This is a genomic window from Phytopseudomonas dryadis, from assembly GCF_004327355.1.
GTDB classification, from domain to species: Bacteria; Pseudomonadota; Gammaproteobacteria; order Pseudomonadales; family Pseudomonadaceae; genus Aquipseudomonas; species Aquipseudomonas dryadis.
In genome coordinates this window covers 168349-188177 of record NZ_QJUM01000003.1, presented here as the reverse complement: position 1 = coordinate 188177, position 19829 = coordinate 168349, and the positions used below count along the sequence as shown (strand labels likewise).

The following is a 19829-nucleotide window of genomic DNA, read 5'->3' as shown; positions in this document are numbered from 1 at the left end:
AAGCCTCCAGCGCTCTTCTCGGCTGTTACCCCTAAGCCGCCAACATGTTGAAAGGCATTCGTCTCAGGGCTGATAACCCACGATCGCCTTGGTCTCGAGGAACGCCTCCAGGCCCCACTGCGCGTATTCCCGGCCATTGCCCGATTGCTTGTAACCACCGAACGGCGCGCCGGGGTTCCAGTCGGGATGGTTGATGTACACGCCGCCGACCCGTAGCTGCAAGGCAATCCTCCGAGCCCGTTGCAGGTCGGGCGACTGGATGTAACCGGCCAGGCCGAACGGGCTGTCATTGGCCAGGGCCACGGCGTGCTCATCGTCGTGATAGGACTGCATCACCAGCACCGGGCCGAAGATTTCTTCCCGGGCGATGGTCATGTCCGGCGTCACTGCGGCGAATACCGTCGGCTTCACGTAATAGCCATGCTGCAGTCCCTCTGGCCTGCCCAATCCGCCGCAGACAAGCTGTGCGCCTTCTTCGATGCCAATCGAGATCATCCGCTGGATGGCCTGGAACTGCCGCTGGCTGATGACGGGACCGAGGGTCGATTGCGGGTCGCTCGGCGCGCCGACCTGGTGGGCGAGGGCCGCGCGGCGGGCGATCCGCACTGCCTGATCCTGCAGCGCTGCGGGCACCAGCATGCGGGTCGGCGCATTGCAGGACTGCCCACTGTTGCCGAAACAGGCGTTGACGCCGGCCGTCACGGCCTTTTCCAGGTCGACATCGTCGAGCAGGATATTCGCCGATTTGCCGCCCAGCTCCTGGTGCACCCGTTTGACCGTGGGGGCCGCCAGGCGAGCGACCTCGACCCCGGCGCGGGTCGAGCCGGTGAACGACACCATGTCCACGTCGGGATGGGCCGCCAGGGCGGCGCCCACTGTCGGCCCGTCGCCATTGATCAGGTTGAACACCCCGGCGGGGACGCCGGCTTCGTGCATGACTTCGGCAAACAACAGGGCATTCAGCGGCGCGATTTCGCTGGGCTTGAGCACCATGGTGCAACCAGCGGCCAGGGCCGGTGCGACCTTGCAGACGATCTGGTTGATGGGCCAGTTCCAGGGGGTTATCAGCGCCGCCACGCCCACCGGCTCCAGATTGATCAGGGTATTGCCGGTGCTCTTTTGGAAGGCAAAGGTGTCCAGGGTTCGCAGCAACTGTTGCAGGTGGCGTTTGCCGATGCCGGCCTGCCATTCGTAGGCCAGGCTTCGCGGCGCTCCCACTTCGGCCATGATGGCCTCGGCAATTTCGTCATAGCGTTGCATGAAGACGTCGAGAATCTGCTCGAGCAGGATTTTCCGCTCATCCGGCGATGTGCGGGCAAAGGCCGGGAACGCGCGCCTGGCAGCCAGGACCGCGGCATCCACATCCGCCTGGTTGCCCATGGCGATCCGGGCGAATGCCTGTTCGGTGGCCGGGTTCAGCACAGACAGTCGCGTATCGCCAGCGGGCGTTACCCAGCGGCCATCGATATAGAATTTCAGGGTGTTTTCCATCATCGGGCGCGGTCTCGTCAGGGCGAGCGGGGAAGGGCGCGTGCTGGATAAAGCACGCTCGGTCGCTCGCAAGAATAGGCACCGGCTTTGGCATCCGGCAATTTACTAATAGTTGCGCACTGCATAAACTCAGGTTATGCCTAATCTCCGTCGAAAACTCCCCAGCTCGAGTTCTCTGTTCGTCTTCGAGGCGGCTGCGCGCTGTGGCAGCTTCACCCGGGCGGCGGACGAATTGTGCGTCAGCCAGCCGGCGGTCAGCCGGATGTTGTCGCGCCTGGAAGAACACCTTGGCGTTCAGCTCTTCGAGCGTACGCGAGGCGGCGCGCGGCTGACCGAAAGCGGCAGCATTCTGTACCGTCGGGTGCAGGAGGGGTTCAGCACCATCGAATCGGCGATCAGTGAGATCGAATCCCGTGCCACGGGATTCGAGACGGTGACGCTGTCGGTTTCCACGGCGTTCACCACCCATTGGCTGATGCCGCGCATGAGTCGTTTCAGCCAGCGCTTTCCCACCGTGGACATGCGTTATCAGTTGATGTCCGGCAGGATCGGCGGGCCGCTGGTGGATGTCGATCTGGGCATGCGCTACATCGACCAGGGCAGCCTGCAGGCCACGGATACATGGGGCCTGCCGGAAATAACCCTGCCGGTTTGCCACCCGCACTATCTCCAGCAGGTGCTGCGCGGGGCCGGCAGGAAACAGTCGCCCACGCTGATCTGCATGGACGATCAGGATCGTGGCTGGGCCCAGGAGTTCGGCGCCTCCGGTCGCCTGGAGAATGCCATCGTGTTCTCCGATTACGCCGTGGTCGTGCAGGCCGCCTTGTTGGGCCAGGGCGTGGCGCTGGGCTGGCTGAACGTGGTCTCGAACTGCCTGGCCAAAGGCGAGTTGGTGCCGGCTGCCGATCGGCTTCGTGTCACCTCGCGGCGCTGTTGCCTGGTCACTCCCGGCAACCGCCCGCTGCGCCCGGTGGTGGAAAATATCCGTGACTGGATCATCGAGGAGATGCGTGCCGATATCGCTCGGGTGGATGCGCTTTACCCGCATCTGGGGCTGGCGGCGCGGGTCGATTCGGGCGTCTGAGCACAGGTCTGCCGTGCCGGGCGGCAAGAACGGTAGGTTATGCCCCGGGGTGCGTTCAAAACGGAATATTTCACGAGAAGGGGGGCCGATAATGGGCAGGCCCAGATTGCTTCATCCTCATGAATTATCTTGCGGAGCGCCCTATGTCTTTCAAGCAGTTCAAAGCCCTGACGTTCGACGTCGTCGGTACCCTGATCGATTTTGAAGCCGGCATCCTCGCCCATGTGCGTGAAGTCGCGGGAGACGCGGGCCAGGCCTGCAGCGATGACGATATTCTCAAGGCCTACCGCGAAGCCCGTGCGCGGGAGGATTCGGGCTGGTTCCCGGACGACCTGGAACGCTGCTACCACCTGATGGCCAAGGAACTGGGCCTGCCGGACAACGCGGCTTACGCCAAGGGCCTGGCCGCCTCGGTCAAGGACTGGCCGGCATTCCCGGATTCCGTGGAAGCCCTCAAGCGCCTGCGCAAGCACTACAAGCTGGTGGCCATGACCAACGCCCAGCGCTGGGCCCTGGACTGCATGGCCAAGACCCTCGACCAGCCGTTCGACTTCGAATTCACCATCGACGACTCGCGCTACGAGAAACCCGATCCGCAGTACTTCGCCTTCGTGCGTGGCGCCCTCGCGACACAGGGCATCCTCTTCGAGGATATCCTGCACACCGCGCAGAGCCAGTACCACGACATCGGCGTGGCCATGCGCCTGGGTTACCAGACCTGCTGGATCGAGCGCCGCCATGCCCAGAAGGGCAGCGGAGGAACGCTGGAGTCCGTACGCACCGAGCCGCACTACCACTTCACTTCGCTGGCGCAGCTGGCTGACGCTGTCGACAAAGAACTGGGCTGAGCGCTCGCACCGCGAGCAAAGACCGCTATTTCGCCAAGAGGCCGGCATGACTGTTCAGAGCTTATGGGCGGCCACCGCCCAACCTGCCCCCGCGCTGCAATCGCTTCAGGGGGAGCGGCAGTGCGACGTGGTGATCATCGGTGCCGGCTATACCAGCCTTTCGGCAGCACGGCACATCGCCGCGAGCGGCCGCGAACCGCTGATCGTCGAGGCCAATACCCTGGCCTGGGGGGCCAGCGGGCGTAACGGTGGCGTGGTTTCGCCGAAGTTTCGCGTCGGCTTTCCCACCCTGATGGCGCGCTTCGGCCGTGACACGGCCCTGCACCTGTACCGTACCGGTTACGCGGCGGTGGACAGCCTGGTGGAAACGGTCGAAGCCCTCGGCCTGAGCCACGCCCGGTTGAAGATGGGCGGGCACATCGCGGCAGCGCACAACGTTCATGCCCTGGGCGGCCTGGAGTCGACCGCCAACTGGATCAGGCACGAAACCGGGGGTGAGTCCTCGGTCATGATTGCTGCCGAGCAGGTGCGCGAACTGACCGGTTCGACGATCTTTGCCGGCGGCCTGCTGACCCCGAAAGCAGGCGGCATTCATCCCATGAACTACGCTCGCGGCATTGCCCAGCACCTGGTCGATTGCAACGTGAAGATCTTCATCAACACGCCCGCCGAGCAGGTGCGACGCGAGGGTGACCGGGTCATCGTGCAGACGCCGCAAGGGCGGATCAGCGCCCGCCAGGTGATCTACGCCACCAACGGCTATTCGGACCAGACCCGCGCGACCGATGCCCTGCATCGTCGGCTGATTCCATTTCGCAGTGCGATCATCGCCTCCGAACCCTTGCCGGCGAACGTGCTGGCGAGCCTCATGCCCGGCGGGCAGGTCTGCGGCGATACCAAGCGCATGCTGCGCTGGTTCCGGGTGGTCGGCGACCGGCTGATCTTCGGTGGCCGTGGCGCATTCGGCAAGCACGACTCACGCGGCGCCTTCGATGACCTGCAGCGCAGCATGGGCGTGGTCTTCCCGGTGTTGCGCGATTACCGGGTCGATTATCGCTGGTCCGGCCTGGTTGCCATGACGCTCGACTATCTGCCCCATGCCGGCCAGCTCGACGAGCGCAGCTTCTACGCCATCGGCTACAACGGCGGCGGCGTGGCGATGTCGACCTGGATGGGCAAGCAACTGGCGGCGATGACGGCCGGTGAAAAGGTCGAGCTCGGCTTGCTTGCCGGTCAGGGGTTCAATCCTATCCCGCTGCATGCCTTCCGCGCCCCCGGTGTGCGCCTGGCCGCTGGCTGGCAGCAGTTTCTCGATGTAATCGGCCGCTAGCCTCCCTTTACCGAATGAAGTGATTCCATGAGCCCGATCGTGCATTTCACCCAGCCCGAATCCGAGCGTCGTCTGCTCACCGAGTCACCTGTTCCCCTGCACGACGATCCGTTCGCCGCAGGGCGCCGGGTGCATTTCCACGAGCCGCGGCAGGGCTATGTCGCTGGCGTGGCGAGCGACCGCGATGCCGAGCGGAGGATCGAGGATTACCCCTGGGTCGAACTGTGCATCGTCGAGGCCGGCACCCTGCATATCGAGGGTGACGGCTATGGGCTGTCGGTATCGGCCGGCGAAGCGCTGGTGATACCGCGCGGCGCGAATCTGCGCTGGACTCACCAGGGTGAGTTGCGGCGAATCTTCGTCGTCTTTACCGGCGCCGCCAGCAGCGGCGACATGCCGGCCCGGGCGGTGAAGATCGATCCGCATGCCGATCTGCAGCCTTGCAACCCGCCCTCCGCCTCGGTGCTGCTGACGCCGGAGCCTGTGGCGCACAGCCATACCCAGTTCGAAAGTGGCGGCTGCCTGCGTATCGGTATCTGGCGTTGCAGCCCTTATGCGCGCCAGCAGGTCGAGCCGGGATACAGCGAACTGATGTACTTCTACCAGGGCCGTGTGCGCTTCGACACGCCCACCGGGGAGCGCTACCGTGTGCATGCCGGTGAAGCCATCCTCATTCCTGTCGGTGCCGCCAATGCCTGGCGCAACGATGTCGCGGTGAAAAAGCTGTTCTGCATCCTGAGCTGAAAAAGGCGCCAGCCGCCGCGGCTGGCGCCTGTCCTTCATACGCCGCCGTCGGTGATGCGATACCAGGCGATCACGGCCGCGATATACAGACGGCGCATGCCATAGAGCGGAAAGGCCTTGATGCGCGATGGCTGCACCGGCAGCACCCGGGCATCGCCACTGACCAGATAGCTGGCCAACGCCTGTCCCATGCGGGTCTGCAGGCCGACGCCGCGCCCCTGGCATCCGATATCGATCAGCAGGCCAGGGGCCGGCTCATGCAGGTGCGGCAGGTAGTCACGCGTGACGGCGACGTGGCCGCACCAGCGGTAGTCGAACGGGATACCGGCGACCTGCGGGAACAGCTTGGCCACCGCCGCCTCGAGATGCGACCAGTGATCCTGGCGGGCAGGGTCGGGTTCCTGGAAGGTGCCACGGCCACCCATCAGCAGGCGCCCGGTATGGTCGAGCCGATAGTAGAGCAGCAGGTTGCGTGCATCGGAACTCACATGGCCCTGCGGCAGTATGCTTTGCCGCAGGGCTTGCGGCAGCGGTTGCGTGGCGACCTGAAAGGAATTGGCATCGATGATGGTCTTGCGCAGCGCTGGCCAGAGGTCATCGGTATAGCCGTTGGTACAGAGCAGCACCCGCTCGGCGCTGACCTCGCCACCCCCTGCCACCGATGCCGTCCACTGCGCGCCATGGCGTTTCAGGCCGCTGACGCGCGACTGGGTGAACAGGCGCACGCCGGCGTCGATGGCCACCCGCGCCAGCTCGCGTGCATAGCTCAGCGGCTGGATGCCGCCGCCCCGTGGATCGACCCAGCCGCCCAGGTACTTGCTGGTGCCCAGCAGGCGTTCGGCCTGGCTTCGGTCGAGCAGTTCGGTCGCCACGCCCTGGGCTGCCCAGTCATCGGCACGGCGCTGCGCCAGCCGCATGGCCTGCGCATTGTGCGCGCCCTGGATCCAGCCCTGGCGCACGCGCGGCACGTCCAGCGCGTGCCTGTCGATCAGCGAGAACACCGCATCCGCCGTGCTGCCGGCGAAATCGAGCAACTTCTGCCCTGCTTTTTCGCCGAAGCGGCTCAGCAGTTCGCCGGGGTCGTACTTCAGGCCCGGAATGACCTGGCCGCCATTGCGTCCGGAGCCACCGAAACCTGCCTCCTGCGCTTCCAGCAGCACCACGTCGACCCCTTGCTCGGCCAGGTGCAACGCTGTGCTCAGGCCGCAGTAGCCCGCGCCGATGACGATCACATCGGCCTTCAGTGACTCGCTCAGTGGCCGGGTTCGTGGTGCGGCAACCGCAGTCGCGGCCCAGAGCGAATGCTGCAGTGGGTAATATTCTCGGGTCATGGCCAGTGCCTCACAGCGGATTCAGGACGCGACGCAGAAAGTCCTGCGTACGCGGGCTCTGAGGGTTGTTCAGCACCTCGTTGGCGCTGCCTTGTTCGACGATGCGTCCACCGTCGATGAACAGGATGCGATCGGCCACTTCACGGGCGAACTGCATCTCGTGGGTCACCACGACCATGGTCATGCCTGACTCGGCGAGCTGGCGCATGACCTTGAGCACGTCGCCGACCAGTTCCGGGTCGAGCGCCGACGTCGGTTCGTCGAACAGGATCGCCTTCGGTCGCATGGCCAGCGCCCGGGCAATGGCCACGCGCTGTTGCTGGCCACCGGAAAGCTGGGCCGGATGGGCTTCGGCCTTTTCCGCGAGGCCGACACTGGCCAGCAGTTCGCGGGCATGGGCGATGGCCTGCCCGCGGTTCTCGCCTTTCACGTAGACCGGACCTTCGATGACGTTTTCCAGCACGCTGCGATGGGGAAACAGGTTGAAGCGCTGGAAGACCATGGCCACTTCGCTGCGGATCGCCTTGATGCTGCGCGAGCCACGCTCGACCCGCTGGCCGTCGATGGTGATGCTGCCGTCCTGGTAGCTTTCCAGGCCGTTGATGCAGCGCAGAATGGTGGACTTGCCCGAGCCGGACGGGCCAATGATGCACACCACCTCGCCCTTGGCGACGCTGGCGTCCACCCCCTTGATGACGTCCAGGTTGCCGTAGGACTTTTTCAGCCCGCTGATCTCGATCATTTCTGCCCCCGTTTTTCAAAGTGGCGCACCAGCAGGATCAAGGGTACGCACATGATCAGGTAGAGCAGCGCGACCAGGGTGAACACCGTGGCGTTCTGGAAGGTGGATGTGGCGATCAGCTTGCCCTGCAGGGCGAGTTCGGCAACGGTGATGGTGGACGCCTGCGAAGAGTCCTTGAGCATCATGATCATGGTGTTTCCATAGGGCGGTAGCACGATGCGAAAGGCCTGCGGCAGCACCACTCGACGCATCATCAGCCACCAGCTCATGCCCATCGACTCGGCGGCTTCCAGCTGGCCCCGGTCGATGGCCTCGATGCCGGCGCGAAAGTTCTCCGCCTGGTAGGCCGAATAGGCGATGCCAAGGCCGATGATGCCGGCCTGCAGGGCGCTCAGCGACAGGCCGAAATCCGGCATCACGAAGTAGATGTAGAACAGCAGCACGATGATCGGGATGCCGCGCAGCAGGTTGATTATCGAGCTGCTGAGCCAGGCGAGAACGGCGACTCCCGAGACCCGCATGGTCGCCCAGACCAGGCCGAGCAACGTGGATAGCAGCAACGAGCCTATGGTCACCTGAATGGTCAGCCAGGCACCTTGCAGGAGAATCGGCAGGTATTCGGCAGAGCGTTGCAGAAATTCGGACATGAATAGACTCTCGGGTCGGCACGGCGGCGGTTGGCCGCCGCCGTGGAGTACACGGACGATGGGCGATCGGGCGAGGCGCTCGATTCAGGCTCACAAGCCCCATTTGCCGATGATGGCGTCGATGCTGCCATCGGCCTGCAGCTTTTCCAGGGCGGTGTTGATCCTGGCCATCAGTTGCGGGTCGTCCTTGCGCGCGGCGATGCCGATGCTGTTGACCATGGTCGGTTCGTAGCTGGTGACCAGGCGCAGATTGGGGAAGTTGTCTTGGGCAATGGCATAGGCGGCGATCGGGTAGTCCAGCACGGCCACGTCGATGCGCCCGGCATTGGCATCGCGCAGCATGTCGGCGGTGGTGTCGTACAGCTTCACATCGCTGAACAGGCCGCTGCTCTGCAGCGGCGTGACGAATGCCGTGCCGACCTGGACGCCGACGCGCTTGCCCTTCAACTGGGCCAGCTCGGTGTACTCGGTGGTGTCCTTGCTCGGCACCACCACGCCTTCGCCATAGCTGTAGACCGGAATGGAGAAGTCGACCACCTGCTTGCGTTCGTCGGTGATGAACATGGCGGCCGAGATCAGGTCGACTCGCCTGGAGGTCAGCGAGCCGATCAGCGCGGAGAACTGCATGGGTTCGATCTGCACGTCGAATCCCGCTTGCTCGCCGACGGCGCTGACGATGTCGACCATCACGCCTTGGATGCTGTTGCTCTTGGTGTCGAGGAAGGTGAACGGGCTGCCGGTTGGCGTCGAGGCGACCTTCAGCGTTTCGGCCTGGCTGAAGCCACTCGCCAGTGTCAGCGTCGAGAACAGGGTGGCGATCATCAAACGATTTTTCATGCGGCGTTACCTCATGTGAAGGACGGTAGCGGTTCAGGAAGTCTTGCGGGCAATGGCCCAGATGACCGTTGTGACGCTCTGGCCGGGATTGCGCCAGCGGCGCGGGGTGGCGCCGTCGTAGCAGAAGCTGTCGCCCGTCTGCAGGCACAGCAGGCGATCCTCGATCACCAGTTCCAGCTGGCCCTCGACGATGTAGCCGACCTGCTCGCTCTGCTGGGTGGTGAACAGGCCGTCGCCGGTCGAGCCTTGCGGCTCGATCACCACCCGGTACAGTTCAACGGCCCCCGGCGACCCCGGAGGCGTGAGATTTTCCTTGTGGATGCGCTTTTTCTGCACATCGATCAGCGGGTGCTGGCCGGCCCGAACGACCGTGTTGCCGGCACCGCTGTCGTGGTGCTGGGTGTTGCGGATGAGCTGCTCCAAGGGGAGATTCAGCTCCTCTGACAGTGCGCTGAGCGTACGCAGGGACAACGAGCGCAAGCCGCGTTCGGCCTGGCTCAACAGGCTGACCGAGATACCCGTGGCGTCGGCGACCGCTTTCAGGGACTTGCCCGATTGCCTGCGACGATGACGAAGCTGCTCGCCGAGCCAGATATCGATGAAGGTATTGATACGCTGCGGTACCGGGGCCTGTGGCTGGTGATCGCAGCCGGCGTCATCTGCTTCGTGTTTCATGCGTACTCTGTGAATTTTTCAAAACTGTGTAATTTTCACAAAGCAAGTCTCGCGCCATGTACTTGGGAGCGCTGAAAAACGGGCTGTCCTGGCGGTCGGTCGCTGGAGCACGCCAGCTGCGCGCACGATGCTGGAGCGCGTGTGCTCGATATGGGGCAAGCGTAATGGGGATGGCAGCCATAAGGCGGGAGCGGACGTTCGTAGGGTGGACGACGCTTGCCTGCGCGGCCCGATCCGTCCACCGCCCCGTAATCGCAATGGTGGACAAAAAGAGCGTTGTCCACCCTACGTCTGAACGACAAGCAAACCGCACAGGCTCTTTCGTCCAGCTTTCCAGCCTCAAGCGTTTTTGATCGAAGGCCGAAGGCCGCTTGCGCCTTTGGGCGCCCGTTCGCGCGGATATGACATTTGATCTGTGGTGTGGCGTTCAGGTCGCGCACCGCGCGTGCAGAGCATCAGACAGCGCGAACCAGGCTGCGCAGTGGCACGCTGCTCTTGACCACCGGCGACTTGATGACGATGTAGCTGAAGTACTTTTCGATGCCGATGTTCTTGTCGAGGATCGACTCCATCAACTCTTGGTAGTTCTGGATGCTGCTGCACAGGAAGCGCACCAGGTAGTCATAGCCGCCGCTGATCAGGTGGCACTCGAGCACTTCATCGATGTTGCGGATGCTCGACTCGAACTTCACGAAGTCGGCACGCTTGTGATCGGACAGGGTCACTTCGGTGAAGACGGTCACCGAGTTGGCGAACTTGGCCAGGTTGACATGGGCTTCGTAGCCGCTGATGTAGCCGGCGGCCTCCAGGCGTTTGACCCGCTGCAGGCAGGGACTGGGCGACAGGCCCACGGCTTCGGCGAGGCTGACGTTGGTCATGCGCCCGTCTTTTTGCAATTGAACCAGGATGTTGATGTCGATTCGATCGAGCTTGGTTGCCGCTTCCATCGTTCAATCCTCGCAGTGATTCAATCTTGAGCCGCAGCCGTCAGGCATGCAGTGCCGTCTGGTGGGCATGCGCCAGATCGGCAAGGCTGGCATATTCGCAGCGCTTGCCATCCAGTGCCTGCGGTGAGCGATTCCACGGTCGCTGGTTGTCCCGGCGCAAGGTACAGAGCGGAAAGTCGACCCGTTCGATCCAGGGGTCATCCGCCTCCGTGCTGCGTACCGGTAACAACGCTGTACGCTCCAGTCCCAGGCGGCGCAGCTCGCTGGCGAGGCTGCTGTGCCAATCCTCGCTGCAGGGTTCGATGATCGCATCGAACGCCACCGGGAGCCGCCGGATCAGGGCGTGCACATCGGTGCCATGGGGTGGGGCGATCAGTATCAGACGGTAGAACTTGCTCAGGTATTGCAAGGCACCTGGAGCGTCTTCGAAAATCGGCCACTGGGCAGCGGAGCTACCGAACGCCACACTTTCATCCCAGCCGGGAACCACTAGCAATTGTTGCGCCACGCGTTGGTAGAGCTGCCCATGGAAGGTCGTGGCGCTGAGCGGGGCGGCCGTGCGCACGAGTTCGCCGGCCACCTGCCGGTATGCACGCAGCAACTGCTCGTCGCTGGTGGGCAGCGCGCTTTGCACCGCCAGGGGTCGAAGGCCGTCGAGTATGCCCCGTTCGCGGTCAACCAGCGTGCCAATGGAAAAGCCCAGTGCCTGATACTGGGTGACTCTCATGACTGACTCCTGAATGGCGCTTGTCGATCCCTGTGCCGGTGCGTCCCCGGCTCGGCGAAGCGGGTCGGGGACGCACCGGGCCCGTCGTGTTTCAGCAGGCCGCCGCCAGGGCCTGGTCGAGCATCTGCAAGGCTTCTGCCACCTGCTCCCGGGTGGTCACCAGCGGCGCGAGAAAACGCACCACATTGCGCTGGACGCCGCACTTGATCACCAGCAGGCCGGCGTCGCGGGCGCCGTCGATGACCCGCTGGGCCAGCAGCGCGTCCGGGCTGCGTGGCCCATCGTCGGCGACCATTTCGATGGCCAGCATGAAGCCGAGGCCGCGCACCTCGCCTATGCGCGGGTAACGCCGTTGCAGGGCCAGCAGGCCGTCGCGCAGTTGTGTCGCCAGGGCCTCGCCTTGCGCCAGCAGATCCTCTTGCTCGAACAGGTCCAGTACGGCCAGGGCGGCGGCGCAGGCCACGGCGTTGCCGCCGTAGGTGCCGCCCAGGCCGCCAGGGGTCGGGGCGTCCATGATCTCGGCACGTCCGACCACGGCCGACAGCGGCATGCCGCCGGCGAGGCTCTTGGCCACGGTGACCAGATCCGGCTGGATGCCGGCATGCTGGAAGCCGAACAGGGCGCCGGTACGGCCGAAGCCGGTCTGGATCTCATCGAGGATCAGTACGATGCCGTGCTGGGTGCAGAGTCTGCGCAAGGCTTGCAGGAATTCTGTCGGGGCGGCGAGGAAGCCGCCGTCACCCTGCACCGGTTCGACGAGGATGGCGGCCACGCGATCCGGCGCCACGTCGGTGGCGAACAGCTCGTGCAGATCGGCCAGGGCATCGTCGCTGCCGATGCCGCGAAATGCATTGGGGTAGGTGGCGTGGTAGATCTCGCCGGGGAAAGGGCCGAAATTCTGCTTGTACGGCTGGCTCATGCCGGTCAGCGTCACGCCGAGCAGGGTACGGCCATGGAAGCCGCCGCGAAACGAGATGACCGCGCTGCGGTTGGTATGGCCGCGGGCGATCTTGATGGCGTTCTCCACCGCCTCGGCGCCGGAGGTGAACAGCACGCTCTTGTAGGGCTCGCCGCCGCCGATCAGCGCGTTCAGTCGCGCCGCGACCTGGATATAGTTTTCGTAGGCCAGCACCTGGAAGCTGGCGTGGGAGATTTCGCCGACCTGGCGGCGTACGGCCTCGACGACGTTCGGGTGGTTGTGGCCGACATTGAGCACGCCTATGCCGCCGACGAAATCCAGATACCGCTTGCCGTCGACATCCCAGAGTTCGGCGCCCTGGGCGCGTGCGGCGACGACTGGATGAGCCGTGGCGATGCCGCGGGGCACGTGTTGCTCGCGCAGGGCCAGCAGGCGTTGGTTTTCAGTCGGTACGGAATTCATCTCGATCTCCATGGGGCCGTGGACGGCGGGTGAGATGTTCAGCATAAGGACTGGCCGGAACCACAAGCGCTGAACTTCGCCCGCTCTGCGCTGTGATCGACTGTTTTGCCGGGGGCGGGCGACATATTCGACTGCGGCCGGTCGCGGCCCTGCCGGCGCCCGGGCGGGGCCGGCGGTGAGCCGGTTCAGCCGGCGGAGCGGGGGACGACGATGGTGTCTTCGGGGTGCAGGCGCATCAGCAGCGGCGAGCCTACCGGCGGCAGGCTGAGGTTGCCTTCGTGGTGGCTGGGCTGGCGCAGGCTGACGGTCGGGCCGGCCTCCAGGTCGACGAAGACCTTGAGGCTCTCGCCCTGGAAGACGATGTCGGCGACCCGGCCGCGCAGGCGATTCCATTCGGGGCCGGCGCTGCCGTTGTCGAGCAGCAGCTTTTCCGCCTGCAGCGCCAGTAGCACGTCACCGGAGGAGGGGATCGGACGCGTGGTGTGCAGCGGCGTATTGCCCAGCATCAGGCTGTCGTTCGCGCCGCGTTGCAGGGGCACCAGGGTGCTTTCGCCGATGAAGCTGGCGACGAAATCATCCGCCGGGTGGTCGTGCAGGCGCCGCGGGGTATCGATCTGTACCAGCTGGCCGCCACGCATGATGGCGATGCGGTCGCTCATGGTCAGCGCTTCGCGCTGGTCGTGGGTGACGTAGATCATGGTCGCGCCCAGGCGCTTGTGCAGGGTGCGCAGTTCGATCTGCATGGTCTCGCGCAGCTGTTTATCGAGGGCCGAGAGCGGTTCGTCCATGAGGATCAGCTTGGGCTCGAAGACGATGGCCCGGGCCAATGCCACCCGCTGGCGCTGGCCGCCGGACAGGGCCGCGATGTTGCGGTCCTCGTAGCCACCGAGCTCCACCGTGGCCAGCGCCTGCCGCACCCGGTCACGACTCTTGCCGGCGCTCTCGCCGCGGGCGCGTAGCGGGAAGGCGACGTTTTCGCCCACGCTCATGTGCGGGAACAGGGCGTAGTTCTGGAACACCACGCCGATCTCGCGCTTGTGCGGCGGCATCAGGGTGACGTCGCGTTCGCCGAACAGAATGTTCCCGGAGCTGGCCCGGATGAAACCGCCGAGGATGCTCAGCAGGGTGGTCTTGCCCGACCCCGAAGGGCCGAGCAGCGACATGAATTCCCCGGCTTCGACCTTGAGGTCGACGTTGTTCAAGGCGCTGAGGTTGCCGTAGTGCTTGCAGACCTGATTGACGCTGACCGATTCGAAACCTTCGGTGAACTTCATGCAAGGTTCTCCTGTGCGCGGTATGTCCGCTTGCCATCTGAACACAGGCCATCGCCCTGTTCGTGCCGTTTTGGGCCGTCGGGAAAACAGGATCTGCTGCCCGACGCTGGATCGATCCCGGTGGCCTCAGTTCAGCCCGCCGATATGCCAGGCCTTGATCTCGAGGAACTCGTCCAGGCCGTACCTGGAGCCTTCGCGGCCAGTGCCCGATTGCTTCATGCCGCCGAACGGCGCCACCTCCATGGAGATGATCCCGGTGTTCAGGCCGACCATGCCGAACTCCAGGCGCTCGCCGACGCGCCAGGCGCGGCGCATGTCCTGGGTGAAGTAGTAGGCGCCCAGGCCATAGGGCGTGGCGTTGGCCAGGGCCAGGGCTTCGGCTTCGTCCCTGAAGCGGAACAGCGGGGCGACCGGCCCGAAGGTTTCCTCGCTGGCCAGCAGCATGTCGGCGCTGGCGTCGCGCAGCACGGTCGGTTGCACATAGAGGCCAGCGCCTTGCGGCGCGCCGCCGATGACCACGCTGGCACCTTTTTCCAGGGCGTCGCCGATGTGACGGGCGACCTTGTCGACGGCGGCCGTGTTGATCAGCGGACCGATGGTGACGCCGTCCTGCTGGCCATCGCCGACCTTGAGCTCGGCCACGGCCGCGGCGAGGCGCTCGGCGAAGCGTTCGTAGATGCCGTCCTGCACCAGGATGCGGTTGGCGCATACGCAGGTTTGCCCGGCGTTGCGGAATTTGCTTTGCATCACCCCGGCAATCGCCAGGTCGAGGTCGGCGTCGTCGAAGACGATGAAGGGCGCGTTACCGCCCAGCTCCAGGCTCAGGCGTTTGATGGTGGCGGCGCACTGGCTCATCAGCAGTTGGCCGGTGCGGGTCGAGCCGGTGAACGACAGCTTGCGCACGGCCGGGTTGCCGGTCAGCTCGCCGCCGATGCCGGCCGGCAGGCCGGTCAACACGTTGAACACCCCGGCCGGGATGCCGGCGCGCTCGGCCAGCACGGCCAGGGCCAGCGCCGACAGCGGCGTCAGCTCCGACGGCTTGACCAGCACCGGGCAGCCGGCGGCCAGTGCCGGCGCGCATTTGCGGGTGATCATCGCGTTCGGGAAGTTCCATGGCGTGATGGCCGCGACCACGCCAATCGCTTGCTTGAGCACCAGGATGCGGCGGTCCGCTGTCGGCGCCGGAATGGTATCGCCGTAGCTGCGCCGCGCCTCTTCGGCGAACCATTTGACGAAACTGGCGCCATAGGCGATTTCGCCGCACGACTCGGCCAGCGGCTTGCCCTGTTCGGCGGTCATGATCAGGGCCAGGTCCTCCTGGTTGTCCATGATCAGTTGCAACCAGGTTTCCAGATAACGTGCGCGTTCGGCGGCCGGCACTTCACGCCAGGTGGCGAAGCGGGCTTCGGCGGCGGCGATGGCGCGGCGGGTTTCGGCGGCCTGCAGGGCCGGCACATGGGCGATGACACTGCCGTCGGCGGGGTTGTGCACCGCGAGGGTGGCGCCGTCGTCGGCCTCTATCCAGGCGCCGTTGACATAGGCGCGCTCGACGAGCAGGGAAGGGTCACGCAGTTGCTTGTTCAACATGATCGGTGGGCCTTTGCGGTCTGAACGATGGCTTCATTGTAAGAATCCCCGCCCAGCGGCCGATGCCGAGATGGCCGCCGGAACGGGAGATAGATGCGAAATTGCCGCGCCTGGCGGCAGGCTCTGCCGACCGCGTGGGTGCGCTCCGGCGGGCTTGGCTTCACGACGCCTTGTTGCGTCCGGCGATGACCACCAGCAGCAGCGATGCCAGGATCAGCAGCGAACTGATCGCGGCGATGGTCGGGTCGATCTCGTCGCGCAGTGCGGTGAACATGCGCTTGGTCAGGGTCTGGTTGTCACCGCCGGAAATGAACAGCGCGACCACGGTTTCATCCAGCGAGGTGATGAAGGCGAACAGGGTGGCCGACACCAGACTCGGCTTGATCTGCGGCAGGGTCACCGCCATGAACGCGCGAAAGCGGTTCATGCCCAGGCTGCGGGCCACCATCTCCTGCGACATGTCGAAGTTACGCAGGCCGGCGAGCAGGGCGATGATCACGTACGGCAGCGCCAGCATGATGTGCGCCAGTACCAGCCCGGTCATGGTGCTGATCAGGCTGACGCGGGCATAGACGAAGAACACCCCGGCGGCGATCAGGATGATCGGCACCATCATCGGCAGCAGCAGGATGATCTGCAGCGTGCGGATCGCTTTCAGGCTGGAATTGTTGATCGTGTACGCGGCGGCCATGCCGATCGGCAGGCTGATCGCGGTGGTGAAAAAGGCGGTGATCAGGCTGACCCGGGTCGCCGACATCCACTCGGCGCTGTGGAAGAACGCCTCGTACCAGCGCAATGACCACTGTTTGGGCGGGAACTGCAGAAAGCGGGCCTCGGAGAACGACATGGGCACCACGATCAGCACCGGGATGATCAGGTACAGCAGAATCGCCGCGACCAGCAGGGTGAACAGGATCTGTGACAGGCGGATCTGGCGCAGGTTGGCAAGCAGTCTCATCAGCGTGCTCCCAGGATGCGTTCGATGGGAATGAAGCGGTTGATGCCCCAGAAGATCAGCAAGACCACCAGCAGCAGCACCAGGCCGACGGCACTCGCCGCGCCCCAGGCGTGGTACAGCTCGACGTTGCGTTGCACCAGCATCGACACCAGGATCGTGCGGCCGCCGCCCAGCAGTTCCGGGGTGATGAAGAAGCCCAGGCAGATCACGAACACCAGAATCGAGCCGGCCATGACCCCCGGTGCGACCAGCGGCAGGAACACCCGGCGGAAGGTATAGAACGGCCTGGCGCCGAGGCTGTCGGAGGCCTGCAGCAGGTCCTGCGGGATTTTCTTCATCACCGAATACAGCGGCAGCACCATGAACGGCAGCATCACGTGCAGGGTGCCGATCACGGTGCCGGTGGTGTTGTGCATCAGGGTCAGCGGCCGCTCGATGATGCCCAGGTCGAGCAGTGTCTGGTTGACCACGCCGCGTCGCTGCAACAGCACCAGCCAGGCGTAGGAGCGCACCAGCACGCTGGTCCAGAACGGCAGGATGACGCAGAGCAGAATCAGGTTGGCCCAGAAACCGTGCAGGCGAGAGGCGGCGTAGGCGACGGGAAAGCCCATCACGATCGCCAGCAGCGTGACCAGGAAGCTGATCTTGAAGGTCAGGGCGAAGGTGTCCCAGTAGATGCCCTCCTGCAGGATCCGCGCGTAGTTGGCCAGGGAAAAGCCTTCTTCGCCCTGGACCGACTGCAAGGCCAGCCAGCACAGGGGCAGGATCAGCAGCACGACCACCATGATCAGCGCCGGCAGCAACAGCAACAGCATGGCGAGGTGCTCCTTGCGTTCCTCGCGGCTCAACGCTCGCGCATTGCTCGATGGCGGTTGCGCTCGATCGGGTCGCGGCAGGGGCTTGGCGAGATATGCCTGGTTCATGTCGGTCTCTCGTCGCGTCTTCGGGCTGGCGGTGAGCCAGCGCGGGTGTGGATGGGGTTGCCGCCTGATTGCGGGCTGGAAGGGGCTTGCCGGGCGAGGTGCCGGCTTGCCTGCGCGTCGACGGGCGCCGGGCGGAGGATTTGCCACCAGGCGGCCGTACCGCTGCGCGGCAGGCCCGAACCGCCGAACGCCTGGCGCGGTTACTTCTTCTGCAAGAAGGACAGCCAGCGCTCTTCGGCTTCGATGCCGGCCTGCGATGCCCACCACTGGGCGGACAATACCGCCTGGCGAGACAGGTTCTCGGGCGCCGACGGCAGCTTGGCGGCGCGCTCGGCCGGGATGGTTCCGGTTTCGAAGGCTTCGGGGTTGAGCGGGCCATAGTCGATGATCATCGGCAACGCCGCCTGCAACGTGGCGTCGATGGCCTCGTTGACGAACTTCATGGCCGCTTCCTTGTGCCGCGAGCCCTTGAGCACGCACAGCGAGTTGGTCTCCAGTACGCCCTGGTCGTAGTCGAAGGCCACGGGGGCGCCATCGGCCTGCACGGCGGTGATGCGGCCATTCCAGGCCTGGATCATGTCCACTTCGCCGTCGCTGATCAGCTGCGCCGATTGGCCGCCGGAGGTCCACCAGGTGGCGATGTCCGGCTTGATCGCTTCCAGCTTCCTGAAGGCCCGGTCGACGTCCAGGGGGTACAGCTGGTCGGGCGCCACGCCATCGGCCATCAGGGCGATTTCCAGGGTCGGTCGCGGCAGGTTGCGCAGCGAGCGCTGGCCCGGGAATTTCTGCGTATCCCAGAAGTCGGCCCAGGTCCTGGGCGCTGCGTCTTCCTCGAACGCATCGGTGCGGTATGCCAGTACCGTGGAATAACTGATATAGCCGACGCTGTAATCATCCTTGAGGTTGTCCGGCAGCTTGGCGGCATTGGGTATCAGGGCCGGGTCGAGCTTTTCGAACAGGCCTTCCTGCTGACCGCGAATGCAATCACCGGTGGGCAGGTCCACCACGTCCCAGCTGACCTTGCCGCTTTCGACCTGGGTCTTGATGATCGGGTAGGCCTTGGGCGAGCTGTCCTGCTTGAGGGTCAGGCCCAGCTTCTTCGCGGCAGGCTCGAGGATCGCCTTGCTTTGTGCTTCCTGGTAGGCACCCCCCTGGGAGACGAAGGTGATTTCCTCGGAAAATGCCAGAGGGCTGGCGCTGATCAGCAGCGCCAGGCTCGCCAGTTTGAAAGCTGTGCTACGCGATGTGCTCATTGTAGGGCTCCGGATGGTTGGCAGATTTCATAGGCGAGCTGGTCGCTCTGCAGGACCATGCCGCTCCTAATGTACTGGCAAGCCCCTGGCCGAAACGCGCACAAATCGGCGTTGGCGGAGTGGTTTATTGTGAAGTGTCGGGAGATGGCAGCATGTTATGCGCCGTGGCGGCGCCAGGGGCATGGGCGGATTCCGCCCCTGCGGGAGTGCTTGCCAGGCCCGGGAGCCTGCACCCGGACACATGGCGACAGCGTGTTCGCCCCCCGAGCTCGTGCGGCTTCGAAGGTTGTACCGCGGCATGCCCCATGACCTGTCCGGGCCAGGGGCCGGTGACCGTTCAGGGACAGAGCATCCTGCGGCCCGCACCGCAGCTGTCTGCGTCGTTCACGGCGGCGGACTGCATGCGCACGGTGGCCTCCGACGTCACCACGAAGCCGCGCCTGGCCTGGCAGATGGCGCTGTACTGAGCGGTCGTGCGCTGCGATACCTCACGGAAACTGCCGACCACCTGGCGATGGTTGAAGCTCGATGCGGAGCTGAGCAGGTGCTCGACCATGGGCACGATCAGCTTCATGCAGTACTGAACGCGTATCTTCAGCAGGTTGGCATCCTGAATCGAAACCGGATTCTGCTGGGGCGCGCGATACATCAGATTGTCGTTGGGAATGGCCGGGGTCGACTCGCCATCGGCCAGCAGGTCCGCATGCGCGGTCTGGAAGGCGCTGAAGCTGTCCTGGCTGGGGCTGATGCGGGTGATCAGCACGTGATTGTCCACTTCCGCTACCGTCAGCTCCATGCGTTGCTCGGCGCTCATCTGCGAGTGGGAGAACATCGGATACATGCCGCGTATCAGGCCACGACGAATGTCTTCGTACTGGGCATGGTTCATCGCCCCGATGCGCGCCGCCTGGAAGGTCGCGTAATTGAGACCGCTCTTGGCGGTGTAGATCAGGGCGGCTTGCACCATGCCGAAGATCAGCAGGATCAGCACCGGGATGACGATCAGGAATTCCACCATCGCCTGACCCCGGTTGCGGCTGTTGACCATTG

19 protein-coding genes are annotated in these 19829 nt (G+C 64.7%); 4 read left to right on the top strand and 15 right to left on the bottom strand.

Annotated features, from left to right (window positions below; genetic code table 11):
* Positions 1–63: 63 nt before the first annotated feature.
* On the bottom strand, positions 64–1491 hold the full coding sequence (locus DNK34_RS03710) for an aldehyde dehydrogenase family protein (protein WP_131175065.1): 1428 nt from the start codon (positions 1489–1491) through the stop codon (positions 64–66).
* 136 nt (positions 1492–1627) lie between these two features.
* Between DNK34_RS03710 and DNK34_RS03705 the strand changes: the two genes are divergently transcribed.
* The 4 genes from DNK34_RS03705 (at position 1628) to DNK34_RS03690 (ending at position 5497) form a co-directional block, all read left to right on the top strand.
* Positions 1628–2575, top strand: coding sequence for a LysR family transcriptional regulator (locus DNK34_RS03705; protein ID WP_131174989.1), 948 nt, complete (start codon positions 1628–1630; stop codon positions 2573–2575).
* A 143-nt stretch (positions 2576–2718) separates the two neighbouring features.
* A complete protein-coding gene (locus DNK34_RS03700; RefSeq protein ID WP_131174988.1) occupies positions 2719–3423 on the top strand; it encodes an HAD-IA family hydrolase in 705 nt (234 codons plus the stop codon).
* A gap of 46 nt (positions 3424–3469) precedes the next feature.
* Complete coding sequence (locus tag DNK34_RS03695) at positions 3470–4753, top strand: NAD(P)/FAD-dependent oxidoreductase (protein WP_165497307.1); 1284 nt, start codon at positions 3470–3472, stop codon at positions 4751–4753.
* A gap of 27 nt (positions 4754–4780) precedes the next feature.
* A complete protein-coding gene (locus DNK34_RS03690; RefSeq protein WP_131174987.1) occupies positions 4781–5497 on the top strand; it encodes a cupin domain-containing protein in 717 nt (238 codons plus the stop codon).
* 35 nt (positions 5498–5532) lie between these two features.
* Here DNK34_RS03690 and DNK34_RS03685 read toward each other — a convergent pair whose 3' ends face one another.
* The 14 genes from DNK34_RS03685 to DNK34_RS03620 form a co-directional block, all read right to left on the bottom strand.
* Positions 5533–6828 carry an NAD(P)/FAD-dependent oxidoreductase gene (locus tag DNK34_RS03685; protein ID WP_131174986.1) on the bottom strand — a complete coding sequence of 432 codons (1296 nt, stop codon included), beginning with the start codon at positions 6826–6828 and terminating at the stop codon, positions 5533–5535.
* A gap of 10 nt (positions 6829–6838) precedes the next feature.
* Positions 6839–7570: an amino acid ABC transporter ATP-binding protein gene (locus tag DNK34_RS03680; protein ID WP_131174985.1), complete on the bottom strand. Its 732-nt coding sequence runs from the start codon at positions 7568–7570 to the stop codon at positions 6839–6841.
* On the bottom strand, positions 7567–8217 hold the full coding sequence (locus tag DNK34_RS03675; protein WP_131174984.1) for an amino acid ABC transporter permease: 651 nt from the start codon (positions 8215–8217) through the stop codon (positions 7567–7569). The genes DNK34_RS03680 and DNK34_RS03675 overlap by 4 nt, the downstream gene beginning before the upstream one ends.
* A 90-nt stretch (positions 8218–8307) precedes the next feature.
* Complete coding sequence (locus DNK34_RS03670) at positions 8308–9054, bottom strand: ABC transporter substrate-binding protein (protein WP_131174983.1); 747 nt, start codon at positions 9052–9054, stop codon at positions 8308–8310.
* Positions 9055–9087: 33 nt separating this feature from the next.
* Entirely contained in the window at positions 9088–9729 is a 642-nt protein-coding gene (locus DNK34_RS03665) for a helix-turn-helix domain-containing protein (RefSeq protein ID WP_131174982.1), read from the bottom strand.
* 455 nt (positions 9730–10184) lie between these two features.
* A complete protein-coding gene (locus DNK34_RS03660) occupies positions 10185–10676 on the bottom strand; it encodes an Lrp/AsnC family transcriptional regulator (protein ID WP_131174981.1) in 492 nt (163 codons plus the stop codon).
* Positions 10677–10716: 40 nt separating this feature from the next.
* Positions 10717–11403: an HAD family hydrolase gene (locus tag DNK34_RS03655; RefSeq protein ID WP_131174980.1), complete on the bottom strand. Its 687-nt coding sequence runs from the start codon at positions 11401–11403 to the stop codon at positions 10717–10719.
* Positions 11404–11494: 91 nt separating this feature from the next.
* Positions 11495–12784 (bottom strand): 4-aminobutyrate--2-oxoglutarate transaminase, encoded by a 1290-nt coding sequence (gene gabT / locus DNK34_RS03650; protein ID WP_131174979.1) that lies wholly within the window; start codon positions 12782–12784, stop codon positions 11495–11497.
* A 185-nt stretch (positions 12785–12969) separates the two neighbouring features.
* Positions 12970–14058, bottom strand: a complete 1089-nt coding sequence (locus DNK34_RS03645) for an ABC transporter ATP-binding protein (protein WP_131174978.1) — start codon at positions 14056–14058, stop codon at positions 12970–12972.
* A 126-nt stretch (positions 14059–14184) separates the two neighbouring features.
* The gene (locus tag DNK34_RS03640; protein ID WP_131174977.1) at positions 14185–15645 is read right to left on the bottom strand and encodes an NAD-dependent succinate-semialdehyde dehydrogenase; all 1461 of its coding nucleotides are present in this window, start codon (positions 15643–15645) and stop codon (positions 14185–14187) included.
* Positions 15646–15805: 160 nt separating this feature from the next.
* On the bottom strand, positions 15806–16603 hold the full coding sequence (locus DNK34_RS03635; RefSeq protein WP_207390745.1) for an ABC transporter permease: 798 nt from the start codon (positions 16601–16603) through the stop codon (positions 15806–15808).
* The gene (locus DNK34_RS03630) at positions 16603–17526 is read right to left on the bottom strand and encodes an ABC transporter permease (RefSeq protein WP_131174976.1); all 924 of its coding nucleotides are present in this window, start codon (positions 17524–17526) and stop codon (positions 16603–16605) included. The genes DNK34_RS03635 and DNK34_RS03630 overlap by 1 nt, the downstream gene beginning before the upstream one ends.
* A 200-nt stretch (positions 17527–17726) precedes the next feature.
* Positions 17727–18779 (bottom strand): ABC transporter substrate-binding protein, encoded by a 1053-nt coding sequence (locus DNK34_RS03625; protein ID WP_131174975.1) that lies wholly within the window; start codon positions 18777–18779, stop codon positions 17727–17729.
* A 337-nt stretch (positions 18780–19116) separates the two neighbouring features.
* A complete protein-coding gene (locus DNK34_RS03620; protein WP_165496897.1) occupies positions 19117–19827 on the bottom strand; it encodes a TadE family protein in 711 nt (236 codons plus the stop codon).
* Positions 19828–19829 lie beyond the last annotated feature (2 nt).

What these genes read in the sequence shown, in the direction of transcription:
- DNK34_RS03710 (WP_131175065.1), bottom strand. Translation starts at nt 1,491, where the DNA reads ATGGAAAACACCCTGAAATTCTATATCGATGGCCGCTGGGTAACGCCC.
- DNK34_RS03705 (WP_131174989.1), top strand. Translation starts at nt 1,628, where the DNA reads ATGCCTAATCTCCGTCGAAAACTCCCCAGCTCGAGTTCTCTGTTCGTC.
- DNK34_RS03700 (WP_131174988.1), top strand. Translation starts at nt 2,719, where the DNA reads ATGTCTTTCAAGCAGTTCAAAGCCCTGACGTTCGACGTCGTCGGTACC.
- DNK34_RS03695 (WP_165497307.1), top strand. Translation starts at nt 3,470, where the DNA reads ATGACTGTTCAGAGCTTATGGGCGGCCACCGCCCAACCTGCCCCCGCG.
- DNK34_RS03690 (WP_131174987.1), top strand. Translation starts at nt 4,781, where the DNA reads ATGAGCCCGATCGTGCATTTCACCCAGCCCGAATCCGAGCGTCGTCTG.
- DNK34_RS03685 (WP_131174986.1), bottom strand. Translation starts at nt 6,828, where the DNA reads ATGACCCGAGAATATTACCCACTGCAGCATTCGCTCTGGGCCGCGACT.
- DNK34_RS03680 (WP_131174985.1), bottom strand. Translation starts at nt 7,570, where the DNA reads ATGATCGAGATCAGCGGGCTGAAAAAGTCCTACGGCAACCTGGACGTC.
- DNK34_RS03675 (WP_131174984.1), bottom strand. Translation starts at nt 8,217, where the DNA reads ATGTCCGAATTTCTGCAACGCTCTGCCGAATACCTGCCGATTCTCCTG.
- DNK34_RS03670 (WP_131174983.1), bottom strand. Translation starts at nt 9,054, where the DNA reads ATGAAAAATCGTTTGATGATCGCCACCCTGTTCTCGACGCTGACACTG.
- DNK34_RS03665 (WP_131174982.1), bottom strand. Translation starts at nt 9,729, where the DNA reads ATGAAACACGAAGCAGATGACGCCGGCTGCGATCACCAGCCACAGGCC.
- DNK34_RS03660 (WP_131174981.1), bottom strand. Translation starts at nt 10,676, where the DNA reads ATGGAAGCGGCAACCAAGCTCGATCGAATCGACATCAACATCCTGGTT.
- DNK34_RS03655 (WP_131174980.1), bottom strand. Translation starts at nt 11,403, where the DNA reads ATGAGAGTCACCCAGTATCAGGCACTGGGCTTTTCCATTGGCACGCTG.
- gabT (WP_131174979.1), bottom strand. Translation starts at nt 12,784, where the DNA reads ATGAATTCCGTACCGACTGAAAACCAACGCCTGCTGGCCCTGCGCGAG.
- DNK34_RS03645 (WP_131174978.1), bottom strand. Translation starts at nt 14,058, where the DNA reads ATGAAGTTCACCGAAGGTTTCGAATCGGTCAGCGTCAATCAGGTCTGC.
- DNK34_RS03640 (WP_131174977.1), bottom strand. Translation starts at nt 15,645, where the DNA reads ATGTTGAACAAGCAACTGCGTGACCCTTCCCTGCTCGTCGAGCGCGCC.
- DNK34_RS03635 (WP_207390745.1), bottom strand. Translation starts at nt 16,603, where the DNA reads ATGAGACTGCTTGCCAACCTGCGCCAGATCCGCCTGTCACAGATCCTG.
- DNK34_RS03630 (WP_131174976.1), bottom strand. Translation starts at nt 17,526, where the DNA reads ATGAACCAGGCATATCTCGCCAAGCCCCTGCCGCGACCCGATCGAGCG.
- DNK34_RS03625 (WP_131174975.1), bottom strand. Translation starts at nt 18,779, where the DNA reads ATGAGCACATCGCGTAGCACAGCTTTCAAACTGGCGAGCCTGGCGCTG.
- DNK34_RS03620 (WP_165496897.1), bottom strand. Translation starts at nt 19,827, where the DNA reads ATGGTCAACAGCCGCAACCGGGGTCAGGCGATGGTGGAATTCCTGATC.